This window comes from Clostridium sp. OF09-36 (genome assembly GCF_003481985.1).
Classification (GTDB): Bacteria; Bacillota; Clostridia; order Lachnospirales; family Lachnospiraceae; genus Brotaphodocola.
The window spans coordinates 1-22516 of the sequence record NZ_QUMD01000039.1; the positions used below are offsets into that span (position 1 = coordinate 1).

A 22516-nucleotide genomic window follows, 5' to 3' on the forward strand; every position below is an offset into this window, starting at 1 on the left:
TGAAAGGAAAAAGAGTGATTGCAGGCATTCTGCTTGCGGGAATTTTAGCAGTCACCCTGGCAGGGTGTAAAAACACAGATAACACGAAAGAAGAAACCGAAAAGCCTGTCATTACGCTTGGCAGCGACAACTATCCACCATACAATTATCTGAATGAGGATGGTGTACCGACGGGGATCGATGTAGAACTGGCTACGGAAGCTTTCAAAAGAATGGGATATCAGGTGGAGGTTGTCCAGATTAACTGGGAGAAGAAAAAAGAACTGGTGGAGAGCGGAGAGATTGACTGTATCATGGGATGTTTTTCCATGGAAGGACGCCTTGACGATTACCGCTGGGCAGGACCATATATAGCAAGCCGTCAGGTGGTTGCTGTAAATGAGAATAGTGATATTTATAAACTGAGTGATCTCGAGGAAAAGAATCTGGCCGTTCAGTCCACAACCAAACCGGAAGGCATCTTTCTGGACAGGACGGATGAGAGAATTCCAAAACTTGGAAATCTTATCAGTCTTGGACATCGGGAACTGATCTATACGTTTCTTGGGAAAGGATATGTAGATGCAGTTGGCGCACATGAAGAATCTGTCGTCCAGTATATGAAAGATTATGATACAAGCTTTCGTATCCTGGAAGAACCTTTGATGGTTGTTGGGATAGGAGTTGCTTTTGCAAAAGATGATGACAGAGGAATCTGTGAGCAGATGGACCAAACACTGGAAGAGATGCGGCAGGATGGCACGTCCCTGAAAATCATTGAAAAATATCTGGATGATCCCCAGAAGTATCTGGAGGTGGATGATCTTGGATATTAAGAAAAAGACAAAAGAAAAACGAATCCAGCTGCTCGGCGGTGTGATTGGAATCTGTGTGGCTGTAGTCTCCCTGTTTTATTTCTTCCACGCAGAAAAAGCGGAAGCAGAGAAAAGAATGGTGGAGATTGTAAACTATGTCAAAGTGCAGTGCTCCACCTACACCCATTATAATGAATCTTCGGAATCCAAAAGTCTCCTCCGTGCAATTGAAAGTGCCAGACAGATGAGTACAAATATTAGCATGGAAACAGAAAACGGCGGGCAGTTAAGTGAGGATTTTCTGAAAGAAAACCTGCAGACTCTCTGGGTGGATGGTATCCTTGTATTGGATGCAGATGGAAAGACGGACTGTGAATACAGCACAGATGAGTTTTTGACCAATGAGATTACGGAGTATCTGCAAAAAGACATTATCATGGATTTTACCGGATATGAAGAAAGATCTTATTCAGAACGGTTTGCCAGAGAAGATGGATCCTATATTGACATTGCAGCTTGTGCCAGAAAAGATGCACCGGGTATTGTTGCAATCTACTATTACACATCTCCTGAATTTGCCAGAAACTATACACTGACAATACAGGGACTTTTAAAAGGTTATTGTACTCAGAAAGATGGAACGATTATTGTTGCTGACGAGGGAGTTGTTGTTGCCAGCAATGATGAGAGTCTGCTGGGGCAGAATACAGCTGACAACGAAGTTGTTCAGGCAATGAAAAAGCATACAGACAGTCAGCATATCCATCATTTAAAGACGGAAGGAATCGGATGTTATGGAGTCATGCTGAAGCAGAGTGATTATTATATCTATGCATATCTTCCGGATACGGAAGTGTTCCATAACCTCCCATTAAGTGTAGCAGGTGTTATTTTTCTTTATTTTCTGATGTTCAGCATATTCTGGTTCTGGACCTACAGAACCAATCTGGCACACCGGAAACAGGAACAGGAAAAAGATGAAAAATATAAAGCAGAACTTCTGATAGCTGCAAAAAAGGCAGAAGCCGCCAATGAGGCGAAAACAGAGTTTCTCCAGCGGATGAGCCATGATATCCGGACTCCGATCAATGGAATCTGCGGCATGATTGATATGGCAGAGCATTATGCAGATGATATGGAGAAGCAGACGGAATACAGGACAAAGGTTAAAGAGGCATCCAATCTACTGCTGGAACTGGTAAATGATGTTCTGGACATGAGTAAGCTGGAGTCAGATGATATCGTTCTGGAAGAGAGTCCATTTAATCTGAGCATAATTTTTGAGGAAGTGCTTGTTGTGATTGAACAGATTGCTGCAGAACAGAATATCCGAATTGTATGGGAGAAAAAAGAAATCAAACACCGTGATCTTATTGGAAGCCCGAGGTATGTGAAACGTGTGATGATGAATATCCTGTCGAATGCGGTGAAATATAACAGAGAAAACGGGCAGATTTATATCAGCTGCAGGGAAATTTCATCCGAACAGCCGGAAATGACGATAATAGAATTTGTCTGCCGGGATACCGGAATCGGAATGACAGATGAGTTTCAGAAGCATATTTTTGAACCATTTGCACAGGAGCATGCCGGAAGCCGCACAAAATTTGCAGGAACAGGTCTGGGAATGCCGATTACAAAGAAACTGGTTGAGAAAATGGGTGGTACCATTACTTTTGAAAGTGAAAAAGGCGTAGGGACGACATTTGTGATTCGGGTTCCATTTAAAATAGATCCGGATGCGGATAAACGTGAAGAACAGAAGGAGGTATCCGAAAAATCTATAAAGGGACTGCATATTCTTCTGGCAGAAGATAATGAGCTGAATATGGAAATCGCCGAATTTGTGCTTCAGAATGAAGGCGCTGACGTGTCAAAAGCCTGGAATGGACAGGAAGCTGTTGAAGTATTCAAAAAAAGTGAACCTCGTGAATTTGATGTCATTCTTATGGATATTATGATGCCGGTCGTGAATGGTTATGAAGCCACAAAGATGATCCGGTCTCTGGAAAGAGAGGATGCAAAGGAAATACCGATCATTGCAATGACAGCAAATGCGTTCACGGAGGACAGAATAAGAGCAAAAGAAGCAGGGATGGATGAACATGTTGCTAAGCCTGTTGATGTGGAATTACTGGTAAGGGTAATTCATAAATTGGTAGGATGATGAAAAATATGGATAAAAGACAAAAAATACTGATTGTAGATGATGCAAAGTTAAACAGAGATATATTGAAGGAGATTCTGGGAGATACTTATAATTATCTGGAAGCTGAAAATGGAAATCAGGCAATCGAGATGATAGGAGAAAATATTGGAATTGATCTGATGCTTTTAGATATCAATATGCCACAGATGAATGGTTTTGAAGTCTTGGAAATAATGAAAAGAAGCCAGTGTATTGCTGAAACTCCTGTGATCATGATATCTTCTGAAGATGCTGTTGATACTATGCGTAAGGCATATGAGCTGGGAATCACAGACTATATCACACGACCGTTTGATTCTGTGATTGTAAAGAAAAGAGTTCAGAATACCCTGGGCCTCTATACGAACCAAAAGCATCTGATCAATGTGGTTTATAATCAGGTTTACGAAAAAGAAGAAAATAACAATATCATGATTCGGATTATGAGTAATATATTGGGATCCCGTAACAGCGAGAGTAGAGAGCACATCCTGCATATAAAAACAGCAACGGAGATGATGCTGAGACAACTGGTAAAAGTAACAGATGATTATCCTTTAACAGAGGCAGATATTGCTTTGATTACAACTGCTTCTTCCCTTCATGATATTGGTAAGATTCGTATTCCGGAAGAAATATTGAATAAACCGGGCAGACTTACCGATGAAGAATTTAAGATTATGAAAAAACATAGTGAGCTTGGCGCAGCTATAATTAAGGATATGGACTTTCCACAAGATCATCCACTGGTACATACCGCATGGGAAATCTGCAGGTGGCACCATGAAAGATGGGATGGAAAGGGCTATCCGGATGGATTGAAAGGTGAAGAAATACCAATTTCCGCACAGGTGGTATCGATTGTTGATGTTTATGATGCACTTACAAGTGAAAGATGCTATAAGAAAGCATTTGATCATGACACAGCGATTCAAATGATCCTGGATGGACAATGCGGACAGTTTAATCCAACCCTTCTTAATTGCCTGAAAGAACTGAGTATTCAGCTTTCAAAAATGCTTAATAAAGAAATGGACGATAATAAATATTCTCATGAAATACAAAGGCTTTCGAATGAAATACTCAGTGATAAATCCTTACCGAGCCAGATTTATTCACAGAGTCTTGTCAAGGTCATGCAGGAAAAAATCGATTTCTTCAAATCGAACAGTGGCATGAATTCGATTGATTACAATGCGGTTTCAGGTCAGCTTACTATATTAAACGGAAATCAGCAGATATTATGTCAGAGAAATAATCCGAAAATTGATCTGTTCAAAGAATTCGGAGTAAATGAAGAAGATGTTCAATATATTCGGGTTTTGTTACACCAGACATCTGTACAAAATAAAGAAATCTCTGTGAAGATAAAAGCGACAGTGGAAAATAATAGTCAGATGTATAAAATGAAATTGCATACGCTGTGGTCGCCAATGAAGAAAGACGTATGCATAGGAATTATCGGGTATTTTGACACTGTAAAATAGAAAATGCAAAGCAGTTGAGGGGGATATGGCATATCCTGTTATGGAAAACACTCTGTTTTATAGCAATTGTTTTGATGATTTCCCAGTATTTTAGATTTGTATCGAAAACTGTTTACGATATGTTAATTCATCAGTAATTGAGTGGTGGGAGTATGTAACCCCTATCATTTTGTGCACATTCTGTCTCATAAAAGATATGGAGTTTTCCCACGCATTTTTGTATAGTAGTTACAACGTATTGAAAAGGCAGGATGACAAAGACTATTATATGAAAAGGGGATTAAAATGGAAGAGAAGACATACCTGAAATGGCATAACAAAGTGGGGTACGGAAGTGGTGATATCGCAGGAAACGTAGTTTATGCGTTCCTGTCATCTTTTGTCATGATTTACCTGACAAATACAATTGGCTTAAATTCAGGAATCGTTGGCACATTAATTGCAGTATCCAAATTATTTGATGGTATAACGGATATCTTTTTTGGAACCATGATCGACCGGACAAAGAGCAAAATGGGTAAGGCAAGACCCTGGATGTTTTATGGTTTCTTTGGCTGTGCTATCACGCTCTACGGAGTTTTTGCGATCCCTACTAATATGGGTAAAACTGCGCAGTATGCCTGGTTCTTTATTTGCTATACCCTGTTAAACGCAGTATTCTATACGGCAAATAACATCGCATATGCAGCACTGACTTCTCTGGTAACAAAGAACAGTAAAGAACGAGTGCAGATGGGTTCTTTCCGTTTCATGTTTTCCTTTGCTACAAACCTTGCAATTCAGTCTATTACTGTAGGAGCAGTTGAGCTTCTTGGTAACGGTGCAGCAGCATGGAGAATCATTGCGCTCATTTACTGTGTGATCGGTATCATCACCAATACGCTTGCTGTATTTTCCGTAAAAGAACTTCCGGAAGAAGAATTGAAATCTAATGGTTCTATGGGGATTGAGGATGATAAGCTTTCTTTCAAGCAGACTGTAAAGCTGCTGTTTGAGAACAAGTATTTTTCCATGATTTGTGTGATCTACATTCTGCAGCAGCTTCGTGCAGCAATGGTTAATGTGGGAATTTTCTTTATGACCTATGTTCTTTTAAATAAGAATTTTGAACAACCATTTTACCAGTTGAAGTACAGATCACATAATTAGTCTTGATGCGATTGTTCTCCTGCAACTGTTGTAGACGTTCCAGGGCGATCAGAGCGTTATTGTTAAGTGGAATCTGCCGAGTGCCAGAGCGTGATTTTGTAGTGGTGATAATCTGCTTACTGCCGGAGGCATCGGTGGTATCTCTTTTTTTGACTCTGGAAGCATTTTACCGAATGGTAAGTGTCTTGGTATGGAAATTGACATTATCCCATGTCAGGGCAAGTGCTTCTCCGGAACGCAGTCCCGTATTGAGAATAAGGGCATAGGCAGGGGCGTACCAGTATCTTAGCCGCCCTGTTTTGTAACACATAGATTGAGCAGCTTCTAAGAGTTCTACATCGACATCTGGTAGAATTGCAATCTCCTTTGTTTGAATGCTCATATTTTCCTGCTTTGGAAGTTGTACACCATCTACTGGATTGTAGCCTATATTCCTTGTTGCTACTGCATATCGGTAGCAGTTATTCAGAAGATCATAGACTTTCTTTAGAGTAGAATAGGAAAGCGTAGTGGTGTATGAATTGATCAACGCCTGGATTCCCAAACTGGTTAAAGTACCTAGCTGGCTCCGACCAACGGATGTATTTTTTATTTGCTTTAAGTAGGTTTGTTTCAGACGATCATAGGAAGATGGCTTTAAGCTGGGCATGCCAAAAGTGAAGGTCGCAGAACAGAAATTGCTCAGACGAGGGCTCGTTTGAAGTTAGCTTTATCAATGCAATAAGAGATACATAAATTATTCAAATAAAGATACCATAATTCATCATAGTATGGTAAAATAATTATATGGGTGCCACCATAACGGTAGGCGGTTGGTCCTTCTGCGGAGGGACTGTGACCCTCCGATTACATAGAAACCTCACGGGAATCTGATAGAAGGAGGGCTTAGCCAATGAGTATTGCTGATGTAATAGCACTGTTGAGCTTATGCTTTACGTGCTTTGGTCTCGGCTACAAAGTTGGCCGGGATAGTAATAAGACACAAAAATAACCGCCCCCAGTCCAGCAACTAGAGCGGTTATTTTTTAACTAATCTTGTTCAGGACCAACCGTCTATCGGTGGTATCCTTCTATAATATAGTATACCATAGTTTTGAAAATATGCAAGTTGGATACGTTCAAATATCCTGTAAATAGTGAAAAATGGGCCTTTGAAATCAAAATAGGGCACCAATAAGGCACCAAACAGAATGCGAGGGGTGAAAACTCCAGTATTTATGCGGTTCCTGGAGGCAGAAAAGCAAGGTCTGCAATACCCTGATCACCAGTTCAAATCTGGTTGTCGCCTCTCAAATCCCTTGATTTTTCAAGGGATTTTTTCTTATGTGCCGAGCATGGCACTAATCTTACTGGTGCAAGTCCAGTCACAGGTATTTACCGCCAAGTGTAATGAACCACAAGTCGGTACCAGTAACGGTATGGATGGGGGAAGTGGTGTAGCAAAGTTCTTGAGCCTACGAACAGAAATTTGATAAGGCAATTAGGTGGGTAAGATTGCAAGGCAAATCGAAGCCCCAATGGTAAACGTAAACCGAAATTGTAAATCAAGAGGTTGTGGAACGAAAGATTAGTGTCTTACCTCGGAAGACCCTACTCACATATTGAAATATAAGTTGTAGAGCCGTATACGAGACCCGTATGTACGGTTCAATGGGAGGGGTGAAAATATTTATTTTCCCTCTACCCTATTAAAGCGGCAGCGTGATCCTGGGAATCAGTGGATTTCGTGGATCTTATCTGCTGCCACCGGGAAGATATCACTCGAAAGCGGCTCTGGCGTTGGAAGAAGTGCTTTTGAAGGTATTGGCGGAAGAATGATGAAAAAGGAAGATTTATTTCAGTATATTTACTAGGGAGCTTTTACACCATATATTTGCAAAAAAAGGTCCCTAAGTTTACCAGGCAGAAAGGATACCAAAGAATGATAATCGAAGAAAAACGTATTTTGAAAATGGCATATCTGTTACTGGAGGCTGATGGATTCCTAAAAGCGGGAGATTTCGCCAGGGAACTGAACTTGTCGGAACGAACGGTGAAAAATGATATGGAGCATTTGCGGGATTTTCTAAAAGACTGTGGATGCAGCCTGGATTCGGTTCGAGGCAAAGGATATCTGTTGAAAATTGACCGGCCGGATCAATTTGCCAAGACAAGAGAGTGGCTGAATATTCTTTTTAACAATGTGGAGGCCAATAATCGGGAACATCTCTCTTATCAGCTGGCCAGAGCCATCATGTGTCGTCAGGCGGCGGATGAAGATGGATATTTTCTGTTAGAGGAATTGGCGGCACAGCTATACTGTTCTGCCAGTACAGTGAAAAAGAAAATGCCGTGGGTGCGGGAATTTTTTGCTTCGTTTCAGCTATCTCTTGTTACAAAGCCAGGTCACGGAATGAAATTATGCGGAAGCGAATTGGGCCAGAGACTCGGTATGTTGGAACTCTATGAAAATCATTTCCGGATCCGGGTAGTAGCGTTTGAGAATCAGGCCTATGAACGTGCTTTTATGGATCAAGGGGATAAAGATCGGATTCGTAAGATCGTGCTTGATACCATTCGGGCCTCGGAATGCGAATTGTTTGATAGTTATGTAAATCGATTGGTGGACTACATCCTCTTAGTAAGAAAACGGATCCAGTCTGGAAATGTGATCTCAAAAGAGGAAGAGAGTCAGACGGTGTATCATCTGGGGACGATCAAAGAACTTTATGCCACCGGGGAATGGGAATTAGCCAGACAGCTTTTGACGAATTTAAGAGAGATTCCCGGCTATGATCAGGATTCCTTTAGACGAGATGGGGAGATTGCGGCACTTTCGATTCTGTTTTTGATGTGGGGAGATTGGGAACAGATACCGGGGCTTGAGAAACGGTTTCCAGTTTTTAATGAAAAAGCAGAAAATTTGGCCAGGAAGACGGTTTGTTACTTGAAAATGAGATGGAATCTCCCGGAGCAAATTCCGAAAGAGGCACTGTCAGAGGCACTGATGTCTGATCTTTTACGAATCTTGTTTCAGAAACATTTTGGATACGAAGGCTGTCTGATGCTTGGAAATAGTATTTCCCAGAACGCGATCAAACGTTCCTCTATGGTACTTGCTTTGGCAGACAGTATTGGAGAATTTCTATATAAAGAGGAGAAAATAAAGATCAGTGAATACAATACCCAGCTTTTGGGAGTAAGTCTTTATAAAGTAATAGATATGATCGAATATCCATATGTACCACGGCGTCTTCTGATCTGTGCAAGAAATGGAAAAGCCAGTGCCCAGACCATTTCCAGAGATATGCTGCGGCGATTGGGCGATTGGTGGATTGATGATATAAGGGTGGAACCACTTTATGAAGCGAGAAAACTGCGGGTGGAAGATTATGACTGGATGATCGGAAGTTTTAAGAGCTATGCGTACCACTATTCCTGGCCCTATCTGCAGGTTCATGCAATGATAACGCCAGAGGATACGGAGGAGATCCGCAGACAGGTATTATTAAGTGGTTATGATCTGAAACAGGTGGAAAAACAGTTAAATTGGGAAGAATTGTCAGTTCATCGAGATTTTTCCATTCATAGCATCCAAAGCATTTTGCAGCTTCTTTCCTATCAGTGGGGAAAAGATATGGAGGCGAAAGAACTGCTGAATCAATATTTTTTAAATACCATCCACCTTCGGGTGCGAAAACAGCTTCTCTGTGCCATCGTACCGTCCTGTTACACGGGAAAACACATTTTTGATCTCTACTTTTTCAAAAAAACGATGGAATATGGAGATGAGAATGTTCAGGCGGTACTGTTTATTGCCATTGATTTCCAGACATCCGCTGCTTCTTTGCGTTTCTTGGAAAATGGAATTCGCTATCTGCAGTCCAATTTTGAGGAATTGGCGCCACATCTGACGGAAAAATCTGTGATGGAGATCATGACAGAGGGAATTCGGTGCAAGATATAAGGAGCGAGAAGAAATTGCCGTTATAAAATTGCACTAGCACAAGGGCAAAAAACAACATTTCCGTAGACATCATGCACAAATGAAAATGGAACATTTCTTAATAGGATTTATAATAGGGCTATAACAAAACTAAGGAGGGAGTTTTATGATACAAAGTGGTTTAATCTGTGCACTGGTGTGGATTCTGATGCAGGGTACTGACCGTCTACTGGCATGGCAGACCTTACAGAGACCGATCGTGACAGCGACCGTAACCGGTTTACTTCTGGGGGACATTAGAACCGGTATGATTATGGCTGCATCTCTTGAGGCAATTTTTATGGGTATTTCTGCAATCGGTGGTTCCATTCCATCCGACGCATGTGCCAGCAGTATTATCGCAGTAGCGTATACCATCCTGACTGGTGCTGACGTAGAGACAGGACTGGCACTGGCAATGCCGATCGGTACCTTAATGGGTTCTGTAAATGAGATGTGGAAACCAGTTCTGGCTTCTTTCGCTCCATACTGGGAGAAATTAGCAGCCAGCGGCAAAGAGAAATCATTCCGTGCTCAGGTGATGTTCTGTGGTTTCTTTGTTGACCGTTTACCACAGGCAATCATCCTATTTGCAGCTATCGCATTTGGCGTAAACAGCCTGGAACATGTCATGAACAATTTACCAGCATTCATTATGGCAGGTTTATCCGCATCCAGTTCCATGATGACCGGTATTGGATTTGCGATTCTGCTTTCTATGATCTGGAACAAAGAAATCGGATGCTTCTTCTTCCTGGGATATGTACTGTGCAAATACATGTCTCTTCCAACCGTCGCAATCGCAATCATTGCTGCTGTGATCTCCATCACTTACTTCTGCAATGAGAAGAAAATCAATGATGTTCTCAAAATCGCAGAAACGAGTGGTTCATCTTCATCTGCAGGAGAGGAGGATTTATTCTAATGGCAAAAGAAAATTACACACCGGAAGAGAAAAAGACATTAAAAAAGATGTTCTGGAACTCCAGATTGGTATTTTCCAGCTTTAACATGGTGAAAATGGAAGGTAATGCCTTTGCCCTGACCATGGAACCAGCTCTGGACGAATTATACAAAGACAAAAAAGAAAAAGCAGAGGCTATGCGTCGTCATGATGGTTTCTTTAACACCCACGCCGTACTGTTCTCCCTGATCGCAGGTATCACCTATGCGTTGGAGCGTCAGAAAAAAGAGACCGGTGCAGTGGATGATACCACCATTGAGAACATCAAAGTTGCTCTGATGGGGCCAACCGCAGGTATCGGAGATGCATTCTTCTTCAACTGTCTGCGAGTGATTGCAGCAGGTATTGCCATCGGTCTTTGCAGCCAGGCCAATATCCTTGGCGTACTCTTATTCATCCTGATCTATGGAGGTTCTCAGTTGGCAGGCAGCTGGTATCTGTTAAAGACCGGTTATAAATACGGTACTACCTTTATCGATACGATCTTCAGTTCCGGATTGATGCAGGCTCTGACCAAGGCGGCCAGCATCATGGGTATCACCATGGTAGGTGCAATGGTAGCTTCTTCTGTAAAGGTAAAACTGGCATGGACGATCACCATTGGTGAGGCTTCCGTTGTGGTTCTGGATATCCTGGATTCCATCATCCCAGGTATCTTATCCATCGTATTGGTATTTGGTTTGATGAAACTGATTAAAAAAGGATACAAACCGATCACTCTGGTATTTGGTATCCTGGTAATTTCAATCGTTTTAGCATTCTTTGGAATCTTCTAAAACGAATATGGAGGCCGTACAATGAACAGAAAAACATGGAAGTCAGAACGGATTCTGACAGAAAATGGATTTGTAAACGGCTATATCACCATTTGTGATGGAACAATCGAGAAAATTTCCACAGAATGGGACGGGGAATATGAAGATGTCGGGCATACCGGTATTTTTCCTGGCATTATAGACGTACATAACCATGGCTTTGGTGGCTGGTCGATGACCGATCCCTGTACCGATGAGGACATCAGGGGATATGTCAAAGCTCTTGCTTCCATCGGTATTACCGGTATTTTGCCAACTGCCAAAGAAGATGCCTTTGAGGCGATCGCCCGCGTGATGGATCAGGAATATGAGGGAGCTGTGATCTACGGAATCCACAGTGAAGGGCCGTTCTGGGCCAGAGGTGGAGAAAAGACCGTAGGACAGACCTGGCCAGCACCAGATGTTGCGGAGACAGAGCGTCTGATCGAGAAAGCTCATGGAAAAATGAAAGTGATGGCCATAGCACCGGAACTTCCAGGAGCTTATGATGTGATCCGTTGTTTGCATAAACATCAGATCAAAGTGGCATGCTGTCATACCGCAGCTTATGCTAAAGATATCTACGAGGCCAAGAAAATGGCTGGATTTGACATTGCCACACATCTGGGCAATGGAATGAGGGGAATTCACCATAGAGATGTAGGTACTTTAGGTGCCTTACTCTTATTAGATAACATTTATTATGAAGTTATCACAGATTTGAACCATATCTGCCCGGACATGTTAAAGATCATGTTTAAGCTGCAGCCTTACAGCAAGTTCTGTCTGATTTCCGATTCCAACTTTATCGCAGGACTTCCGACTGGAACTTATATCCGTTATGGAAGGGAAAATTATGCAGATGAAAAGGGACTGATCTTAAATTCCGATGGCCGTATCTGTGGAAGTGGAAGCTGGGTACTGCGAAACATCAAGCAGCTGGTAACTAAAGTCGGGGTTCCAGTGGAACAGGCATTTTACATGGCTTCCATTAACCCGGCGAGATATCTGGGAACCGATGGAGAAACTGGTTCTTTACAGACCGGCAAAAGGGCTGATATGATCTTTGTGAATGATGACTTTGTATGTGAACGCACGTTTGTAGGCGGTAAGCTGGTTTATGACCGGAATACCGATACACCGGAAACCATCTTCAATGCAGAAGCACTGAAATTAAAAGTAAATTAGAACAGCAAGGAGGACACTCTTTTATGATCAAATTATTCCGTATTGATGAGCGTCTGATCCATGGTCAGATTGCGATCAAATGGTCCCGTCATACTGGCGTGGACAGCATCGTGGTAGCCAATAACAATGCAGCTGCCAATACGATGATCCAGAAATCCTTAAAAATGGCAGCACCTCCAGGAATCAAAACCGTCATTAAATCCATTGATGATGCGATCAAGACATTAAACGATCCAAGATGTGAGCCATTAAAAGTTCTGGTTCTGGTAAACAGCCCGGAAGATGCTCTTCGGATGGCAAAAGAAGTAAAAGGAATCCCATTTATCAATGTAGGAAATTATGGAAGAGTAGCTCCGAAAAAAGAGGGAAAAGAGCGGAAACGTTTTGATAATAACCTCTATTGTGATGATGTGGAGGAAGCAACATTCCGTGAACTGATGGCCACCGGACTGGATTGCATCTATCAGACAACTCCGGAAGAAATGGCAATTCCGTTAAAGAAACTGATCCAGTAGAAGCGGGAGGTTTTCACATATGAAGCTTATCATTCAATCCGATGACCTTGGAATTACAGAAGCAGTCAGCTGCGGGATTGCCCGGGCAGCCAGAGAAGGGGCGATTACTTGCACTGGATTATTTTCTAATATGCCAGCAGCTGCATTTTCCGTAGAATTAATGAAATCCTATCCGCAGATCTGTCTGGGAGAAGATATCAACCTGGTGGCAGGACGGCCATGTGCAGATCCAGAGAAGATTCCGTCACTGGTTCAGAAGGATGGCTCTTTTCTGACTTCCGGAATGCATCGGGCAATCGATCAGAAAGATGGAAATCAGGATCATGTCAGACTTGAGGATTGTCTTATCGAAACAGAAGCCCAGATCCTGAAATTTAGAGAATTGACCGGAAAACTTCCAGAGTATCTTCATGGCCATTCTTATAGCACTCCTGCAACCTGGAAAGCCATGGAAGAAATGGGAAAGAAATATGGAATTTCACTGGTACGTGAGATGCACGACAAATACGGAATCAAACGTCCATCCAAAACCTGGTATAAAAAACCATTTCCGTTAGAAGACCAGATGAAAGCAGATCTTACAGACTGTGTGACAACGGATTCGGGATTTTTAGAAAACCAGATCGGTTTTCTGGGTACCCATTGCGGCTATGTAGATCAGGAACTGTTTCCTGTGACCACCTATACCATGATCCGAACCATGGATCTGGCGGCTGTCACAGGAGAACGGTTTAAAAACTGGCTGAAAGAAAATAACGTGGAGCTGATCAGCTATCGCGATCTGAAAGGATGATAAAGTTATGACAAAGTTTTTTCTATCCTCCCATGGACATCTGGCAAGTGGCCTTGCCAGTTCGCTGGATATTTTATTAGGAGGCCATGACCGTGTGACGGTATTTGATGCCTATGTGGATGAGAAATCCTTAAACGATGCTCTGGATGCATTTTTCCAGACCGTAGGAGAAAAAGATCAGGTGATCCTGCTTTCTGATATGTATGGCGGTAGCGTCAACAGCACCATGTACACCTATTTGGATCGTCCAAACACCACTCTGGTAGCTGGTGTGAACTTAGCTCTGGTGATCGGACTGACCATCTTAGAAGGCGATATTATCCGCGAAACTCTGGAATCTGTCATTGAGCAGTCCAGAGAAGCAATCCGGATCGTGGATCTGGAAAAGAGCGGCGAGGAAGAAGAGGATGAATTGTTCTAGGAAATGAAAAACCGTAATTTGACATCGTAGAATCGAAAATTTTATGGTAAACTGATAGCTCCTGTCTGTTTTTTCACAAGCAGGAGCTATATTTATGTCATAGGAAACTTCGTCCAATGACACAAAAATAACCGCCGCTGTCCTCCAAACGAGAGCGGTTATTTGAGAGGAAATACAGAAGATGAACGTCCTGCTATGTCACTTTTCAGGTAGAGACCGGTGATCAGATGGCTTGAGCTGGGGCCTTTAAAATGCTGTGGAAAAATTGGGCTAAATGAAATTGTGTATATTTATCACAATTTTTGTATTATTTAATGTGATCGCACATAAACTAAAATGAGTATATTCGCCTTGACAAACTTGTTTGAAAAGGCTAAGATATATTTGGTGATCGTACTATGGAAACATGAGAAGCCCATAGTCCAGAAGGCTCCTTCGGGAGTCTTTTGTTATTTATATGGGTAATTTACAAAGCAGATTTTTTAGAACCTTTCCTATAGTAAGAAACTTCATAGAGGTGGCCTATACAAGGTTGTCTTTGTGAAGTTTTTTGCTAGGACTTGCGCAGCCAGAGTATATTTGCTAGAATAGAGAACAAATGTTTGCAAAATAGAGAAACATCTTCCGGAAAATTCAGCTTTTGGAAACGGAAACTAAGAAGGGCTGGTTATATATGCAGAAGAAAATGATACTGAAAAGTGATATGCGGGTGTATTTTGATATGGATGGGACAATTGCAAAATGGCGAGATGTTCCAGTGGAGGAAAGCAGAAAACCTGGATATTATACAGACCTGGAACCGGAAACAGAATTATTGGATTTTTTAAGTGCTGCTCTGAAGGCAGACATAAACATGAATATATTATCCTCATACTATACAGATACCAGAGCGCTTCTGGAAAAGAAAAAGTGGCTGGATAAGTACCTGCCGGGAATCAGCTCTTCACACTGTCTCTTTGTTCCTTATGGAATAAATAAAGCGGAATTTGTTGAAACCATGCTGCACCGAAAACTGGGAAAGATGGACATCCTGGTCGATGACCATACACCAAACCTTACACGCTGGGAAACGGCCGGAGGTACAGGCGTGAAATGGCTGAACGGAATCAATGGAAAGAATGGCCGTTTTGAAGGCATCCGGGTAGGACGCGTGGAGGAACTGAAAGCAGCATTTGATGAGATTGCAGATAGAAAATAATACGATATTAGGAAGACTGCAGGAATTTTGTCCCGCAGTCTTTCTGTTAGATACATATGGTAACGCCCAGGAGTTATGGTAAGGTCGCCGCAGGGAACGGGCATCTGGATGAGCGCACAAGGATGATGCACCATTAGATAAAGACGGAAGCATAAAAGATACCATCTTCATAGCGAAATTCTGTTACTCCATAATGACGCTGCGCACCCGGACCGAGGCGGTTCCGGTGCCCAAGCCCTCATGCTTGCTTGAACGGAATTGGCTGTTTTCTTCGATAGGGGTGCAGCAGCAGGTATTGTCCACAGCTAGTGCAATATGCCCGCTTTCTTACCGGGCGCGGATGCGGATAAAAGGAGCAATATCTTTGCATTCCCCGCAGACATCTAGCGCATTTTCCAGGAGATTTCCGAGAATGGAACATAACGCCGGTTCATTGATGGAAAGGCGTTTTGGAAGTTCGAGACGAACGGAAAAGTCAATTCCAGCTTTGCGTGCACCTTATCCGTAATAGCGGACAATGGTATTAACTGCATAATTTTCGCACCAGGTCCGGGCAGTGTCTGGGGGAAGAGTCATGCGGTACTATTCGATATACGATTTCAGATCCTCTGTTTTCCCGCTGCTCAGGTAATACTTGATCACATTTAAATGCTGGCGCAGATTATGGCACGCCTGGCGAACAGTATCCATGTGTATAGGATCTACTGACATCTATGCTGATCAGTCCGTCCATTTTACCTAGCGTGGAATTAGCTGAATATGTGTTATATGAGCAAGAATGTTTTTTTTAATGGATGGGTAATATTAAACTCAACCCACCATTCAATATCGTCCGATACTGGTTCAAAGTGTAGGGCAGAGCAAGCAATATGGAGATTTTTTTGCTTGCTGTCATCCCACAGGATCGTGGTTGCCCCATACGCACCGCCGATCATGACAATATCATTTTGTGCTTCCGGTGAAAAGTGATTTGTTATAGGAGCGATTTCTAAAGGCTTATCGCCATCAGCACAATCCCGGATGAAAATATCATCGTCTGGCTTAGGCGAAAGCGTATAGCTCATAGCAGTAAAATGCGTCGGATAAAACCAACGGTCAGAGTCAATGCGCTTTTTATAAATTGTCTGCGGATCCAATTCCTGTACGGTCAATGTGTATTTTATTCCGCTGACTGGATGGGAGAAAGAAAACGAATCGCCGGGAGCGGGTGTCTTGAAATGTGGTCCTGGGACACGGTGCGACTGTTGCTCCATCGTAAGGGAGAGAGATTTTATTTCAGGACGGCGTTTGCTTGTCCATGGAAAAGCTGCCCTAAAAATCATCCACCCATAGGATATGTCCAAATTATAGTATTCCAACGCCCACTTTGCTTCCAATTCATTGATCATCCCATCTGGCAAACATGGATTAAAGACCACCGAGCAACCGTGGGAAGTCTGCATAATTTTCCCGTTCAATTCCAAACGAGGAATAAAGTCAAGGCAAAGCGGGTTGTCTAAATCTATTTGTATTTGCTGCTCCTGCGTGAAGTATATGCAGGAGTCATTTTCGGGGTGTAAATCCCACTTTTTCATAAACTTGCAAATGTCCTCTGCGGGGGTACACATACAGAAATCCAAGACAAGTCCCTTGCTGCAGGAATACACCGCAGGAATAGTCCAATGATGCCCAGCCCATTCAAATTGTTTATCTACTCGGATTTCTGCCCCAGCACGGTCTTTTCCTGAATGCCCCCAAAAGTTTCCATCAAAGTAGACTTTCCACTCCGGGATCGTCGGTTCTGCATCCGGGTTCATATCAGTATCATAATAATCCTCGGTATACTTGATTTTGCTATAATCAAAAGATGTTTGCAGCTCTTTGATATATGCCCATGGATGCTCCATAGGCTTCAATTTCATTTTCTCGGCAAGCTCCGAAAGTGTCCTTTGCTGTTCCTGCGTTGGAGGATTGTCCTGCAAAAAGGCTTCAAATTGCGCTTCGTCCCACATCCACGATTGCTCCAAAGTTGATGCATCGCCGCAAGCAAGGATCAAGCTTAAAAAGTCTGAAAAATTCCTCGCCAGTGGGTGAACAAAATTAGGTGAAGAGTTCATAGGGTTAATGGAAAATACCATGCTTCCAAAGCTCCGAATAAAGCAGAAATGGATACCGTCCACACCTGCCCAACCAAATATAGATGATCCTTTGGGCGTACAAAAGTATGGTGCATTATCTTCACGGAACTCTAGGCCCACGGAGGAGAGATCAATTTTACTCTGCAAAAACTTCTGAAATGTTCTGGCCATAATAATAATCTCCATAAATACTGCTAGTTTGTCTAATTATAGTGAATGGATGACAAAACTAAATCTGGGTGACCTGGCTGATCTGCCAACCAAACCTTGTGCTATTTACAGCCGTGCAGCGTAGGGTATAAGTACGAGATGCTTTTACAGTATATTGAAATACAAACTGGATGCTAGTAATGGAGTGCAAACAGGAGTCATCATAATCTTTAAATGAAGCATCTGTTAATTCAATTTCCTGGATTGAACGAATAGCGAAGAAACCATATAATCCCTTAATGATATAATCCTGTGATTCGTAGAAAAACTTTTCTGTCAAGGCAGCATCCGGCAGCAGGTTAATGTCCTGTTTTAATTGGGCGAAAAGCCACTGCCGCAGGCCGCGCTCAATGTGAGACCGAGTGAAATCTATATTAATGGCAGCCGGCTTTACAGCAGTTGCAGTTAAGAGCTGCTCAAATGAATTTGATTTTTGTTTTCTCTTGAAAAAGGGCAGCCGGTTCACACTTCATTTCCTCCTTAGCTATTATATCGCAAGGATAAGGCTACATAATCACATGGGGCAGCGTTTAGGCTCGGGGCAGCCTCTTTGTATTTGGTCATCCATCTGGAGTCTGTTGAAACATAGTCTGATACCAACTCCTCAGGGGCGTGGCTGCGCAGCATTAAAACAATGGCAAAATTACGGAGTTGCTGCAGAGTGAAAGGACGAACTCCGGCCCGCAGGCAGGCCTTTTTGATTTCCAACAACAGGTTGCGCTGAGTAAACGGGTACCGCTTGAGTCCGGTTAGAAAAAGATTACCTGTTTCATTGTCTGTTTGCTCGGAAAGCAGTAGCAGCAGTGAGAAGAGGTCAGATGGAACCTTGATAAAACGGTTTCTGATACCCAAAATCATAATTCCACACTGATCAGCCTGGCCACTGGTAACCAGCTGCTGGATCTTTAAGCCACAAATTTCTTCCGTTGTTATGCCCGTGCGAAGAACAAGTGAAATTATTGCAAACAAGGTTACATTCTGTTCATCCATAAGTGTAGATAATACGTGATCGATATCCTGCATGGTGATCCCAACAACAAGTGGCTGATCACATTCGAAAGAAAATTCTGGAAAGAGTCCAGAAAATCTTCCAGTATCTGAGATTTCTGCCGGTTCCTCACGCTGAAGATCTGGTACCAACATATCGAAATCAGCAGTGTCATCGCTGACTTCTGCATCTAAGTATCTTGCAAATGCCCGCAATGCACGGATCCGTGTGCATAAGGAATGCTTGGAATATTTATCGCGCACAGAAGAAAAGTAATAATGCACATCCTCTGCAGATATCTGCTGGATGTCTTTTTTTAGTAGGTTGAAAAAATCAGCAAACATATAAGCATATTCATTCGCTGTTCTCGTATTTTTGAAATGTTTACGGTATTGAGAAAATGAATCCAGTGTAAAGTCGGAGCAATAGGGAGTAAGCCGTGATAAATCCACCGGATTCGGCTGGTCTAAAATATTCTGGAATAATTCTTCGGATATTTGCATGAAATCCTCCTCAAATCGGGTGATGATACAGTTCAATTATAGATTTATTATACTATGAGAATGAATTGAAATCAACGAAAATAGAACATATATTCGGACCAATGGGGGCAGATACACACTCAAATGAATTAAGAGTTTAATAATATTTACGTTTACATTGTAAACGTAAACATTATATGAAAAATACTCTGCGGAGCACAAAAACGGCCATAAACTGAGAAACAGATTGGAAAAAACATATAATCTGCCTATAATAGAATTATAAGTGAAAGTATACGCATGAATACAGGCAGTTCCATTCATATTCCTGATCATCATTGTTGGAAGAATATTTTCCTACAGATAATAGGCTATTACTTATGAGAATGATAAGGTGTGAGCTATGAAATGCGAAAATAGCTGCAGTTGGAAAGAATAGTGCTTGTAAAAACATAATAGGGGAGAAGAAGTGATGAAGGGGAAAAAGGTAAAGAAAGATACGCAGAGGATCAGTCTATACAGGGTCCGGCTGGAGAAAGATCGTGACTTAATGAAGCAGCGCAGGGCGACCGGCATTGCAGCTCCGGAAGAAATTGTGAAAGTAATAAAGCCGGTTTTTGATGGGGCAGACCGGGAACAATTTGTAGTTCTGTATCTTAATATGAAGCTGCATCCGATTGGTGTGGAAATTATAGCGATCGGGGGAAGCTATGCATGCAATGTAGAGATCAAGAACGTATTCAAAGGTGCGATTGTAGCCAATGCAGTAGCCATCGCGGTTGCGCATAATCATCCAAGCGGTGTACCTAAGCCGTCTGAGGGAGATTTTACATTAACACGTCAGATTGCATGGGCCGGGGAAATATTGGGGATTCGCTTAATAGATCATGTGATCATCGGTGAAGATACATTTTACAGCATGAAAAAGGAAAACCCAGGCGTATCGTTGACCGACATAGGATTAGATCAGGAAGAAATGGATGCGTAAAGCAAACTGCAGAAAACCGAAAAGTTGTGAATACCTGTAAATCCTGGATGAATCAGGATGATCGGAAATCTTTTTGACGGATTTTTGCTACGTTAGGAAGTGGATTTTTAAACTCTGATACCCAAAATCACGATGGGATAGTGGCATCCAACTATTCGCTAAACACTGGTTTAACGAATAGTTGACGATGAAGAGGGGCCATTCCAGATTTAAAACGACTTCCTGTGTGGTACAATCAGCACGATATCTGGATCTTCCCCCTCTTTTTAATTTATCACCAATTCTACTATGCATTAAGACATTCAATTAAGTCTACTGGTTTTGCAGTGATACTTTCCGTCACTTCAAGATTATCACTAAGAATATTTATGTGCCAGGAAGAAGTAAGTTCATCATATTCAATATCAGTTACATATTCCGGACGTTCCGCAAGAGCCTGTCGGCGTTCCTCTGCTTTTTTCTTCAGCACACTAAGCATATCTTTTTCTGTTCCATGAAATGAATAGAATGAAACGATGCAGTCACAATCTGTAACGATAATAATATAGTTCATCAAATATTTCCTCCTGACATTTGAAATTTAGGATTTCCACCACTTTGGTAATTATAATTATATTCCCGCCAGGTGAATTTCTGCCTGCGTCATATTCTATCTGCGCGTTCCGTCATCATAAAATTTCTTCTTTAATGCGTGTTCCGTTGGTAAAATAGATAGAACCAAAACAATGCATTGAATGATTACCAGAATTAGGCTGACATTTCCAATCGCATCTTCGTCACTGTGATAGAATGGAACATGCACCAGTACGGAAGGAATAATCATCCATAATCCAATCTTCCACCATAGCTGGCCGCAATAATCATGTGCGAATTTCCATGTTTCTATATTTTTCATGGAACGCCGTGTCCGGTATCCGACCACACCATTAATGTGTTTCGGGCAATGCTTCCACATCATTCTTCCGGCAATCAGCATTGTAAAAGGAACTAATAAGTCACAAACCAAAATAAACCACCAGAACCACATAAAACCACCTCTGAAATTTGAATTGTCATTCGCTCTTTTTGAAGGAAATGGAATCAATTTGGAGATATTTTTTTTGATGACGTGAAATGGAAAGCTCAAGTATATACTTGTCAGTGCGGCCATCATCATTTGTGCACTGAAATACCATTTCACCCTTTCCGTCATTCAAGGCAATTATATGAAACTCTGAAATAGTTCCCGCAATGTTGTGATAATCGCTTACAAAGATTTCTGGTTTCAATGTGATTGACCATTCTTTACGATTATCATCATTATTCAGCTCCAACAGCAAAGAACCTCCATTGACAACTTCGCCCGACCAATTATTTCCATCGACAACAAATGATGTTTGCTGATTATCTGGTATGTTTAAGATAATTACTACTGCACCAACTACGATTATCAATATAAGAGCAAAAAAGATGCATTGTTTCTTTTTCATAGTGCCCCCTCTTTGTAAATCCTAGGTTCTTTCACACTATCAACTCCAGAATCACACGCGCTCAAATGACAGATATCTCGTTCCCTGAAACGTAAGTTTCCCAATGTCGCCTTCCGCCAGCATTCCATATTCACTGCCAGTAACCGGCAGTTCCATCCGGTCACCGCTCGCTACCTGAAACGTGACATAGTAGCTGGTACTTGAAGTCGAATGGTAGCCATGCGTTCCAGACAGGTCACCCGCATTTGCATGGCTATGATGTGTGATACTTTCACGCTTTGCGACGATGGTTGCATTCACCGACAAACGCGGTGACTGATTGTTTTTATGCCATGTTCCGATTCCTGTCGCAAACTGGAAGATGATCATGCCGAAAACCATTACGAAGATAATCGGAAACATAAACTCAAACATCATAAACATATAGCTCACCTCTTCTTCATCTTTCGTCCAAGGATCACTCTGAGCACAAAACATACGACAATCACGAAAAGTGAAGCAGCGATATACAGTAATGTTTCTGTATACCACGGTGAAGAATACGATTCGTATAGTTTCGGAAAGCGCTTATACTCATAGAAATCCATACCCGTTTTAATCACAATCACATAGAAACTCGCATAGATAATATATTTTAATAAATCGTATAGTTTATTCATGCCATCGCCTCCGCGATATACTGTTTTTACTTTTTGGCATCGGCAGTCGAGTAGACTAAGACCTCTCAATCTTAGCCCCTCACAGATCCGTACGTGCGGCTTTCCCGCATACGGCTCCTCATAGTAACATTCACTTTAATATAAGCAA

General features: G+C 42.0%; 19 protein-coding genes and 1 pseudogene. 13 read left to right on the forward strand and 7 right to left on the reverse strand.

Features of this window, described 5'->3' with window-relative positions:
• From DXA97_RS18020 to DXA97_RS18085, 12 genes and pseudogenes are all read left to right on the forward strand, one after another.
• Positions 1-815, forward strand: an 815-nt coding sequence (locus tag DXA97_RS18020; RefSeq protein WP_243107755.1) for an ABC transporter substrate-binding protein, incomplete at its 5' end; no start/stop codon positions are given.
• On the forward strand, positions 799-2961 hold the full coding sequence (locus tag DXA97_RS18025; RefSeq protein WP_118656201.1) for an ATP-binding protein: 2163 nt from the start codon (positions 799-801) through the stop codon (positions 2959-2961). The genes DXA97_RS18020 and DXA97_RS18025, both read left to right, overlap by 17 nt.
• An 8-nt stretch (positions 2962-2969) precedes the next feature.
• Positions 2970-4469, forward strand: a complete 1500-nt coding sequence (locus DXA97_RS18030) for an HD domain-containing phosphohydrolase (protein ID WP_118563599.1) — start codon at positions 2970-2972, stop codon at positions 4467-4469.
• A 285-nt stretch (positions 4470-4754) separates the two neighbouring features.
• Positions 4755-5573, forward strand: a pseudogene (locus DXA97_RS18035) (MFS transporter); the annotation flags it as partial.
• Positions 5574-7539: 1966 nt separating this feature from the next.
• On the forward strand, positions 7540-9564 hold the full coding sequence (locus DXA97_RS18050) for an HTH domain-containing protein (RefSeq protein ID WP_118721328.1): 2025 nt from the start codon (positions 7540-7542) through the stop codon (positions 9562-9564).
• Between the two features lie 145 nt (positions 9565-9709).
• Entirely contained in the window at positions 9710-10507 is a 798-nt protein-coding gene (locus tag DXA97_RS18055; RefSeq protein WP_118563594.1) for a PTS sugar transporter subunit IIC, read from the forward strand.
• Positions 10507-11322: a PTS system mannose/fructose/sorbose family transporter subunit IID gene (locus DXA97_RS18060; protein ID WP_118563595.1), complete on the forward strand. Its 816-nt coding sequence runs from the start codon at positions 10507-10509 to the stop codon at positions 11320-11322. Before DXA97_RS18055 ends, DXA97_RS18060 begins: the two co-directional genes overlap by 1 nt.
• A 21-nt stretch (positions 11323-11343) precedes the next feature.
• Positions 11344-12528: an amidohydrolase family protein gene (locus DXA97_RS18065; protein ID WP_118721329.1), complete on the forward strand. Its 1185-nt coding sequence runs from the start codon at positions 11344-11346 to the stop codon at positions 12526-12528.
• Between the two features lie 23 nt (positions 12529-12551).
• Positions 12552-13043, forward strand: a complete 492-nt coding sequence (locus tag DXA97_RS18070) for a PTS sugar transporter subunit IIB (protein ID WP_118656203.1) — start codon at positions 12552-12554, stop codon at positions 13041-13043.
• A gap of 19 nt (positions 13044-13062) precedes the next feature.
• Positions 13063-13836 carry a ChbG/HpnK family deacetylase gene (locus DXA97_RS18075; RefSeq protein ID WP_118563831.1) on the forward strand — a complete coding sequence of 258 codons (774 nt, stop codon included), beginning with the start codon at positions 13063-13065 and terminating at the stop codon, positions 13834-13836.
• 7 nt (positions 13837-13843) lie between these two features.
• The gene (locus tag DXA97_RS18080; RefSeq protein WP_118563830.1) at positions 13844-14257 is read left to right on the forward strand and encodes a PTS sugar transporter subunit IIA; all 414 of its coding nucleotides are present in this window, start codon (positions 13844-13846) and stop codon (positions 14255-14257) included.
• Between the two features lie 673 nt (positions 14258-14930).
• A complete protein-coding gene (locus DXA97_RS18085; protein WP_118656205.1) occupies positions 14931-15455 on the forward strand; it encodes a hypothetical protein in 525 nt (174 codons plus the stop codon).
• A 764-nt stretch (positions 15456-16219) separates the two neighbouring features.
• Here DXA97_RS18085 and DXA97_RS18095 read toward each other — a convergent pair.
• Genes DXA97_RS18095 through DXA97_RS18105 form a run of 3 tightly spaced genes read right to left on the reverse strand, consistent with a single transcriptional unit; the run spans position 16220 to position 19273 of the window.
• Positions 16220-17743, reverse strand: a complete 1524-nt coding sequence (locus tag DXA97_RS18095) for a hypothetical protein (RefSeq protein WP_118656207.1) — start codon at positions 17741-17743, stop codon at positions 16220-16222.
• Between the two features lie 58 nt (positions 17744-17801).
• Positions 17802-18248 (reverse strand): hypothetical protein, encoded by a 447-nt coding sequence (locus DXA97_RS18100; protein WP_118656209.1) that lies wholly within the window; start codon positions 18246-18248, stop codon positions 17802-17804.
• Between the two features lie 14 nt (positions 18249-18262).
• Positions 18263-19273, reverse strand: coding sequence for a site-specific integrase (locus DXA97_RS18105; protein ID WP_118563827.1), 1011 nt, complete (start codon positions 19271-19273; stop codon positions 18263-18265).
• Between the two features lie 451 nt (positions 19274-19724).
• Here DXA97_RS18105 and DXA97_RS18110 point away from each other — a divergent pair, with 451 nt between their 5' ends.
• Positions 19725-20240, forward strand: coding sequence for a JAB domain-containing protein (locus DXA97_RS18110; RefSeq protein ID WP_118563826.1), 516 nt, complete (start codon positions 19725-19727; stop codon positions 20238-20240).
• A 286-nt stretch (positions 20241-20526) separates the two neighbouring features.
• Here DXA97_RS18110 and DXA97_RS18115 read toward each other — a convergent pair whose 3' ends face one another.
• The 4 genes from DXA97_RS18115 to DXA97_RS18130 all read right to left on the reverse strand — a co-directional run bounded on the left by DXA97_RS18115 (position 20527) and on the right by DXA97_RS18130 (position 22132).
• A complete protein-coding gene (locus DXA97_RS18115; RefSeq protein ID WP_118562434.1) occupies positions 20527-20793 on the reverse strand; it encodes a hypothetical protein in 267 nt (88 codons plus the stop codon).
• Positions 20794-20889: 96 nt separating this feature from the next.
• Positions 20890-21267 carry an SdpI family protein gene (locus DXA97_RS18120; protein ID WP_118562435.1) on the reverse strand — a complete coding sequence of 126 codons (378 nt, stop codon included), beginning with the start codon at positions 21265-21267 and terminating at the stop codon, positions 20890-20892.
• Positions 21268-21292: 25 nt separating this feature from the next.
• On the reverse strand, positions 21293-21709 hold the full coding sequence (locus DXA97_RS18125; protein WP_118562436.1) for a hypothetical protein: 417 nt from the start codon (positions 21707-21709) through the stop codon (positions 21293-21295).
• 51 nt (positions 21710-21760) lie between these two features.
• Entirely contained in the window at positions 21761-22132 is a 372-nt protein-coding gene (locus DXA97_RS18130) for a DUF2500 domain-containing protein (RefSeq protein ID WP_118562437.1), read from the reverse strand.
• Positions 22133-22516: the final 384 nt, after the last annotated feature.